Source organism: Lentzea indica, assembly GCF_012184385.1.
GTDB lineage: Bacteria > Actinomycetota > Actinomycetes > Mycobacteriales > Pseudonocardiaceae > Lentzea > Lentzea indica.
This window is the reverse complement of record NZ_VSRL01000347.1, coordinates 1-7,629: the sequence shown is the minus strand read 5'-3', so window position 1 is coordinate 7,629 and position 7,629 is coordinate 1. Positions and strand designations below refer to the sequence as shown.

Annotated in this window: 8 protein-coding genes; 4 read left to right on the top strand and 4 right to left on the bottom strand. The window is 68.3% G+C overall.

Going from position 1 to position 7,629, the window contains the following annotated elements; translation table 11 throughout:
• Window positions 1-50 precede the first annotated feature (50 nt).
• The 3 genes from FXN61_RS45120 to FXN61_RS45110 all read left to right on the top strand — a co-directional run bounded on the left by FXN61_RS45120 (window position 51) and on the right by FXN61_RS45110 (window position 3,023).
• The gene (locus FXN61_RS45120; protein WP_167979959.1) at window positions 51-1,295 is read left to right on the top strand and encodes a protein-arginine deiminase family protein; all 1,245 of its coding nucleotides are present in this window, start codon (window positions 51-53) and stop codon (window positions 1,293-1,295) included.
• Between the two features lie 27 nt (window positions 1,296-1,322).
• The gene (locus FXN61_RS45115; RefSeq protein ID WP_167979958.1) at window positions 1,323-1,544 is read left to right on the top strand and encodes a nuclear transport factor 2 family protein; all 222 of its coding nucleotides are present in this window, start codon (window positions 1,323-1,325) and stop codon (window positions 1,542-1,544) included.
• A gap of 111 nt (window positions 1,545-1,655) precedes the next feature.
• Window positions 1,656-3,023, top strand: a complete 1,368-nt coding sequence (locus FXN61_RS45110) for a M14 family zinc carboxypeptidase (RefSeq protein ID WP_167979957.1) — start codon at window positions 1,656-1,658, stop codon at window positions 3,021-3,023.
• Window positions 3,024-3,034: 11 nt separating this feature from the next.
• Here the strand turns inward: FXN61_RS45110 and FXN61_RS54945 are convergent, their stop codons facing one another.
• Genes FXN61_RS54945 through FXN61_RS51210 form a run of 4 tightly spaced genes read right to left on the bottom strand, consistent with a single transcriptional unit; the run spans window position 3,035 to window position 6,930 of the window.
• On the bottom strand, window positions 3,035-3,163 hold the full coding sequence (locus FXN61_RS54945; RefSeq protein WP_281360871.1) for a hypothetical protein: 129 nt from the start codon (window positions 3,161-3,163) through the stop codon (window positions 3,035-3,037).
• 44 nt (window positions 3,164-3,207) lie between these two features.
• The gene (locus FXN61_RS45105) at window positions 3,208-5,013 is read right to left on the bottom strand and encodes a ricin-type beta-trefoil lectin domain protein (RefSeq protein ID WP_167979956.1); all 1,806 of its coding nucleotides are present in this window, start codon (window positions 5,011-5,013) and stop codon (window positions 3,208-3,210) included.
• 46 nt (window positions 5,014-5,059) lie between these two features.
• Complete coding sequence (locus FXN61_RS51215) at window positions 5,060-6,211, bottom strand: discoidin domain-containing protein (protein WP_223165862.1); 1,152 nt, start codon at window positions 6,209-6,211, stop codon at window positions 5,060-5,062.
• On the bottom strand, window positions 6,190-6,930 hold the full coding sequence (locus FXN61_RS51210) for a glycoside hydrolase family 30 protein (protein ID WP_223165861.1): 741 nt from the start codon (window positions 6,928-6,930) through the stop codon (window positions 6,190-6,192). The genes FXN61_RS51215 and FXN61_RS51210 overlap by 22 nt, the downstream gene beginning before the upstream one ends.
• 115 nt (window positions 6,931-7,045) lie before the next feature.
• Between FXN61_RS51210 and FXN61_RS45095 the strand changes: the two genes are divergently transcribed.
• Window positions 7,046-7,629: LacI family DNA-binding transcriptional regulator (locus FXN61_RS45095; protein ID WP_223165860.1), on the top strand; the 584-nt coding region annotated here is incomplete at its 3' end.

Genomic DNA, 7,629 nt, shown 5'->3' with positions numbered 1-7,629 from the left:
GCTGAAGATCCAGATCGACCGCATGATCGAGGCCGTCCCCATCACGCCCGATGATCTGCCGAACTACGCGGGCCGGCTGTTCGACTCGTACGTGGAGCGCCGGGTACGACGAGTTCGTCGCCGGTCTGCGCAAGGCGATGGCGGCGGCGAACCTGCCGGAGTCCGCGTTGACCGCGATCTCCAACGACGACAGGTGGTTCCAGGACATCTTCGAACCGACGACGGCCAGCATGCCTGGGCCTGGCGGCAGGCCGCAGGTCATGCGCGTCCTGCTGCGCAGCGCCAACTACCGCCCCGGCATGGAGTGGGAGGGCGAGTACTACCCGCCGGCACTGCGTCCTGCGGGACGTGTGGCGTTCAGCGCGCTGCGTGGCCCGGACGTCGGCGTCGTGCAGCAGTTCACGACCCAGCGCGGACCGGCGGTCGACGACAGCCTGAACTCGACGGGCAACTACGAGAGCCTGCCGCCCTACCGCGGTCATGAGCTGGGCAGGCCGCTCTACGGCAGCACCTCCGAGCGGATGCCAGACCCGTCGTTCACGACGATGATCGGCTCGCAGTACGCGGACCCGGTCATCATCGACACGTCGTGGCTCGCGGTGGGCCACTCCGACGAGACCGTGCACGTGATCCCGGCCCGCAACTCCCGCGGCTGGACGCTGATGGTCGCCGACCCGCGGCTCGCGCTCGACGTGCTGCGACAGGCCACAAAGGACGGACACGGCGGCGCCGTGCTGTTCGAGGGCACCAGTGAGAAGGTGAAGCCGACCGTCGACCAGGCGCTCGCCGACGCAAAGTTCCTGGAGCAGAACGAGACCGCCGCCAAGCACATCGACACCCAGCTCGCCGTGCTCACCAGGGAGACCGGTCTCGCCGAGCGCGCCCTCGTCCGGGTTCCCGTGCTGTTCCAGCAGTACGGCTGGCAGCAGCTCGACGCGGTGGCCGATCAGCTCACCGCGTCCGGACAGGTCACCCGCGAGATGGTGAACGACCTGCGCGACCGTATGAAGGCGGGCGCCGCACCGGCCACCGTGTTCGTCGCGCACTCGGCGGGCATCCCCAACGGCATCTCGCTCGGCGGTGGCGTCTTCGGCGCACCCGACCCGCACGGGCCTCGGGCCGGCAGTGTGGACCTGTTCAAGCGCAAGACGGAACAGGCGCTCGCCCACACGCCGGTCAAGGTGAAGTGGGTCGAGGACTGGGACTTCCTGCACGCGGGCGCCGGTGAGGTGCACTGCGGAACCAACGCGTTCCGCGAGCCGACCCGTGCGGACTGGTGGCGAGCCTCCAGTTGAGTCCAATTCGGATGATGTACTTGTCCGGTGGACCAAGTCGTGCGAGACGCGGTGGCGGCCATCGAGCTCCGGGACTGGGAGCTGCTCAAAGGCCTGCTGCATCCCTACCTGCACTGGACGGAGGGTGGCGTGACCATCCGCGGCCGCACGAAGGTGCTGACGCATCTCATGGGCGCGCCGCCCTCGGGTCCGCCGGACTCCTACGAGCTGCGGGACGGCCAGATCTACCGGTGGACCACCGGAAACTGACAACTGTTGAGACGGAGCTGTCGCGGGGCGACCCGCCTGCCTGTGGGGAGCGTTTTCCCGGCACGTGTTCCTGATCGGCACGACCCATCGCTCCACAGGGGGTTCTGAACCATGAAGCAGCGACGGCTGAGCCTCGCGCTGGCGAGCGCCGCCAGCGTGGCCTTCCTCGTCGGGACGTCGGTGGCGGCACCGCCACCCGCAGCGCCGACGCAGGAAGGGCCGACGTACGTCTACCGCGTCCCCGCCCCACTCGGGCAGAAGGCACAGGATCTGATCGCGCGCGGGTTCGACGTGCTGGAACAACGCGACGGCGAAGACCTGTTCGTGCTCGGCTCCAAGGACGTGCACACCAAGCTCGCCGACGCCGGGTTCACCGGCACGGTCGAGTCCGTGATGGCACCGCCCGCGTTCGCGCCGACGACCCAGGGCACCGGCGTCAACGAGACCTACTACGGCGGCTACCGCACGGTCAAGGCGCACTACGCGCATCTCGACCAGGTCGGGTGGCGGTACCCGCGCCTCGCCACGGTCGTCGACTACGGCGACTCGTGGCGCAAGACCCAGGGCGCGGGCGGCTACGACCTGAAGGCCGTCTGCATCACCAAGAAGTCGCCCGGCGACTGCAAGCTGACGCCGAACGCGCGCAAGCCGCGGCTGTTCGTGTCGGGTCAGGTGCACGCCCGCGAGATCACCACCGGCGACATGGCGTGGCGCTGGATCGACCACCTCACCGCCGGCTACGGCAAGGACGGCGAGGTCACGTCACTGCTGGACACGACGGAGATCTGGGTCGTGCCGATCGCGAACCCCGACGGCGTCCAGATCGTCCAGTCGGGCGGCGACTCGCCGAAGCTGCAACGCAAGAACGCCAACCACACCAACGGTCCCAAGTTCTGCCCCACCGAGACGGACCCGTTGGCCCAGGTCGGCATCGACCTGAACCGCAACCTCAGCGTGCAGTGGGGCGACAACGGCACGTCGCCCGACCCGTGCAGCCAGGTCTACCGCGGCCCGAAGGCCGACTCCGAGGTGGAGACCAAGGCGCTGGAGAAGTTCTTCCGCTCGCTCTTCCCTGACACACGCGGTCCCGGCCTGAACGACCCGGCGGATCCCAAGACCCGCGGCATGGTCATCACGATGCACGCGGCCCTCAACGTCGTGCTGCTGCCATGGGGCTACACCACCACGCCTTCGCCGAACGACAGGCCGTTGCGCGCGATGGCCAAGGACATGGCCCAGCTCGCGGGTGGCTGGGAGTACGGGCAGCCCGGTGAGCTGCTCTACACCGCGGGCGGCTCGATCGACGACTGGGTGTACGGCGAGCTCGGCGTTCCCCACTACACCTGGGAGATCGGCAACTGGGAGGGCGACTGCGCCGGCTTCCTGCCCGCCTACTCCTGCCAGGACGGGCACTGGGCGAAGGTCAAGCCGATGCTGACGTACGCGGCGCGCAAGGCAGCGAACCCGTACGGCGGCTGATTGGTTTGCCCTCAGTCCGGGGGTTCGCTCGCGTCCTCGGTGGTGTCCCCAGGCGGTACCTCGGGTTCAGGGGTTTCGAGGTCGTCCAGGTCGGGCGTGCCGGGGGAGTGCGGTGCTTCCGGATTCAGCGGATCGGTCATGTCGCGCGGTTACCCGCGCGACATGACCTCAAGCACCCGATCATCTAAGCGGGAACGGTCCACCTCTGGTTCGCCCCGCCCGTGCAAGACCAGATCTGCAGTCTCGCGCCATCAGCCGTGTTGTTGCCGATCACGTCGAGACACTTGCCGCTGCCAACGTTCACCAGCGTGCCGTTCGAGGCGGTCCACCTCTGGTTCCCACCGCTGAAGCAGTCCCACAGCTGAACCGGTGTGCCGTCGGCGGTCCCGTTGCCGGTCACGTCGAGGCACTTGCCGAGCCCGCGAACCGTGCCGTCGGCGGCCAGCGTCCACGTCTGGTTCGGGCCGGTGTAACAGGTCCACATCTGCGGCTGGTTGCCGTTGACGGTGGAGCCGTCGGTGACGTCCAGGCACTTGCCGCCCAGGCCTGTGATCTGACCGGTGCGGCCGGGCTGGCCCGGGTCGAGCGTGCCGGGCCAGGTGAAGGTCGCCATGGCGCCGGCGGGGAGGTTGTAGCCGAACGTCTGGCCGCCGTAGGAGACGCGGAAGTCCTGCTGGCCGCCGGAGTTGAGGGCGACGAGCACGATCCGGCCGTCCGGGTTGCGGAAGGCGACGTTCTGGATGCCGCCCTCGCCGTAGCCGGTCGAGTCGATGCGGACCGCGCCGGGCTGCACGAACTTCGACAGGTGACCGAGGACGTAGTACTCGGCGTTGTAGGTGACGTTGCTGCCGTTGGTCGTGACGACGCCCATGCAGTTGGTGCAGCTGCCGATCACCGGGCCGTGGTTGGCGTCGAGGGCCAAGTTCCAGATCGCGACACTGCGCGCCCAGTTGCGGGTGGCGCCGATCGCGAGGTTGATGCCCTGCCAGCGCAACGTGTCGCGGAACGTCGCCGCGTCGTCGCCCGACGAGGTGCCGGAGCACTCGGTGAAGAAGATCTCCTTGGTGGGCTGGGCGTTGTGGACGACCGACTGTCCACTCGGGTTGCCGCCGTAACAGTGCCACGCCGAGCCGACGACGTTGCTGCCGGCGCCGTTGTTCACGACCTGGGCGTAGCTGGTGTCGTCCCAGTTGTGGTCGTAGCCGAGCAGGCGTGCGTTCTGGCCGGCCGCGCGCAGCTTCGGCACCAGGTTGTTGATGACGTTCACCTGCTGCTGCGCCGACATCCTCATGCCGGGGTAGCCGGGCGGCTCGAAGTTCGGCTCGTTCTGCACGCTGAGGTAGTCGATCGGCGCGCCGGCGGCCTGGTACGCCTGGGTGAACTTGACGAGGTAGTCGGCGTACACGCCGATCTGGCTGTCGTTCAGCGAACCTCGGATGAGGCTGTTGTTGTTCTTCATCCACGCCGGCGCGCTCCACGGCGTTGCCATGATCGAGAGCTGCGGGTTGAGCTGCTTCGCCTGCCGGATGAGCGGCAGGATGTACGCGTCGTCGTGGGCGATGGAGAACCGCGAGAGAGTCGGGTCCGCCGCGCCGTCGTTGTAGGTGTAGAAGCTGCGGGAGAAGTCGGTCGCGCCGATCGGCTGGCGGATGAAGCTCATGCCGATGCCGCTGCTCTTGGTGAACAGCTGGTTCATGATCTCGTCACGGCGCGGTGAGTTGAAGATGTTCCACGCGGCGGAGTCGGTGAACGAGGCGCCGAAGCCGACCATGGACTGGTAGGTGGAGCTCGGGTTCACGGTGATCGTCGGACCGCTGCCGCCCGACCCGAACGTCACGTCCGCCTGTTGCCGCAACAGGTTCGAGCGGTCGGCGGTGGTGAGCCACACGCTCGCGTTGGTCGCCGCGGTGGCGGTGGGAGACACCAGGGTGCTTCCCGCCGTCACGACGGCCGCCGCGATCGCGAAGCCGCGCAGGCGTTTTGTCGTCATTGACATAAGCGCTCCTTGCAGGGTTTGGGCGCCCGCTTGCTGGTTTTCAGTTGTAGAGACGGAAATCGGCGATGCTCCACCAGTTGCTCGCGGCACTGGTGGACGTGATGCGGAGGTACCGTGCGCTCGTGCGGCGGACGTCGATGGTGGTCAGCTGGCCGGTACCGGCACCGGACGCGACGGTGCGCCAGGACCTACCGTCGTTGCTGACCGAGAGCTCCCAGTTGCGGACGTAGTCGCCCAGGTTGCCGCCGCTGTCGACGGCCACGCGACGGAACTCCTTGCGGCGTCCCAGATCCACCTGGAGGTACTGGCCGGGAGCCTGTGCCGCGCCGGTGGACCACCGCGTCGACGCGTCGTCGTCGATCGCGAGCGCGCCGTCGGGTGAGGCGGTCGCGCCGGTCAGCGGCACGAGGTCCAGCTTGCTGCGGAGGTTGGCGGTCCAGGTGAACGTCGCCAGCGCGCCGCCGGGCAGGGTGTACTCGAAGATGCGGTCGCCCGCGTTCACCGCGAACGTGCGCGGGTCGTCGTTCTCGTTGTGCACCACCAGAGCCGTGGAGCCGTCGGGGTTGCGGAACGCGACGTCCATGATCTGGCCGTTCCAGCCGGTGGTGCCGAAGGACGTGCTGGCGATGCGCCGCGCGCCGGGCTTCACGAACTTCGAGAGGTGGCCGATCGTGTAGTACTCGGCGTCGGTGGTCACCGAACCGTCCGGCTGCACGGTGACCAGGCCGGTGCACGTGCCGCAGCCGCCGAGGTGCGGGCCGCCGGTGCTGTCCAAAGCGATGTTCCAGTTCACCGCGCTACGAGCCCAGTTGCGGGTGGTGCCGAGGACGACGTTGCGGGCGTGCCACGTCAGGGTGTCGCGGAAGACCTTGGCCGGCGGGTCGGTGAGGCTTTTGGAACCCGAGCACTCGCTGAACCAGATCCCCTTGTCCGGGAACGCGTTGTGCAACGCGGTCTGGGCACTCGGGTCGCCGTAGTAGCAGTGGTAGGCGGTACCGGCGATCCACTTCGAGGCCTGAGAACGCAGGATCTGGTACGGGTAGTCGTTCTCCGGGCTCTGCCCTGGTGGCGGAACGTCGTTCGGGTGCGTTGCCCAGTTGTGGTCGTAGCCCAGGATCTTGGTGCGGGGGCTGGCGATCCGCAGCTTCGGGCCGAGCGCCGCGATCACCTTCAGCTGGGCGGCGACGGGCATGTCCGTGCCGGGATAGCGTCCGGCTTGCGGTTCTGGGGCTCGTTCTGCACGGACAGGAAGTCGATCGGCACGCCAGCGGCCGTGTACGCCTGCACGAACTTCACGAGGTAGCGGGCGTAGGCGTCGTAGATCTTCGGGTCGTCCTTGAGCTGACCGCCGACGAGCGAGTTGCCGGTCTTCATCCACGCCGGTGGGCTCCACGGCGTCGCCATCACCTTCAGCCGCGGGTTGAGGCGCTTCGCCTCGCGCAGCAACGGAAGGATCTTCGCCTCGTCGTGCTGGACGCTGAAGTGCCTGAGCGGGAAGTCGGTCTGACCGGCAGGGACGTCGTCGTAGGTGTAGTGCTCCTGGGCGGCCGTGAAGTCCGACGAACCCACGGGCTGGCGCAGGAAGCTCACGCCGATGCCGCGCACCGGGTCGAAGAGCTTGCGCATGGTGTCGGCGCGGACGGCGGGGGAGAGGCCGGTCAGCACCTCGGCGGACGAGTCCGTGATGGAAGCGCCGAAGCCGTCGACCGACTGGTAGCCGCGGCCGGGGTCGACCACGATCGTCGGCTGCGTCGACGGCGCGGTGCCGAACGTCACGCGCGGGCGTTCGTGCATCAGCTCCGCCCGGTCCGGCGTGGTGACCCACACTCGGACCTGCGGTGCTGACGAAGCCTCAGCGGAGGGCACGGCGGTGAGGCCGAGGACCAGAGCCACGATCGCGGTTGTTCTCATCGCCGTCCTTCTCGATGTAACAGAAGTTCATCACTGTGAAACGCCAGCTTTCAGGATGAAACACCCAGGTGTGGCGTGCGTCAATCCTCAGGGCGAGTTCCGGTACATTGACCTGGTGGAACGCAAGATCGAGAACGTGAAACAGCGCGCGAGTCTCCGTGACATCGCCGCGGAGACCGGTGTCTCGATCGCGACCGTCTCCCGCGTGCTCAACGACCACGTCAACGTGGCCCCGCGGACCCGTGACCTGGTCCTTCAGGCCGTCGAGCGGCGCAGGCAGGAGACGCCCGTCCGTTCTCGCACGGTCTACGTTCGCTGCCCGTACGTGCTCACCGACTACTTCGGCCTGATCGTCTCCTCGATCGCGGAGACGCTCAAGCTGCACGGCCTGCGCCTGCTGCTGGACGCGGGCGAGTCCGGCCAGCACACCGACGCGCTGCGCGGCCTGCCCGGCGACGGCGACGTCGACGCCGCGATCCTGATCCTGCCGCCGGAGGAGGGCGACGAACTGGTCGAGTTGTCCCAGGCGGGCTTCCCGTTCGTCGTGGTCGATCCCCGCACCCCGCCGCCACCGGACATCGCCGCGGTCTCGGCCGCGCACTCCTCAGGGGCGCGCGCGATCGCGGACCACCTGATCGGCCTCGGCCATCGCGACATCGCCGTGATCGCGGGACCGGAGGAGTGGCTCGCGGGCGACGC

Bases quoted from the DNA above. Each gene is read 5' to 3' on its own strand.
- FXN61_RS45105 (WP_167979956.1), bottom strand. From the start codon at position 5,013: ATGACGACAAAACGCCTGCGCGGCTTCGCGATCGCGGCGGCCGTCGTG.
- FXN61_RS45110 (WP_167979957.1), top strand. From the start codon at position 1,656: ATGAAGCAGCGACGGCTGAGCCTCGCGCTGGCGAGCGCCGCCAGCGTG.
- FXN61_RS45120 (WP_167979959.1), top strand. From the start codon at position 51: ATGATCTGCCGAACTACGCGGGCCGGCTGTTCGACTCGTACGTGGAGC.
- FXN61_RS51215 (WP_223165862.1), bottom strand. From the start codon at position 6,211: ATGCCCGTCGCCGCCCAGCTGAAGGTGATCGCGGCGCTCGGCCCGAAG.
- FXN61_RS51210 (WP_223165861.1), bottom strand. From the start codon at position 6,930: ATGAGAACAACCGCGATCGTGGCTCTGGTCCTCGGCCTCACCGCCGTG.
- FXN61_RS54945 (WP_281360871.1), bottom strand. From the start codon at position 3,163: ATGACCGATCCGCTGAATCCGGAAGCACCGCACTCCCCCGGCACGCCC.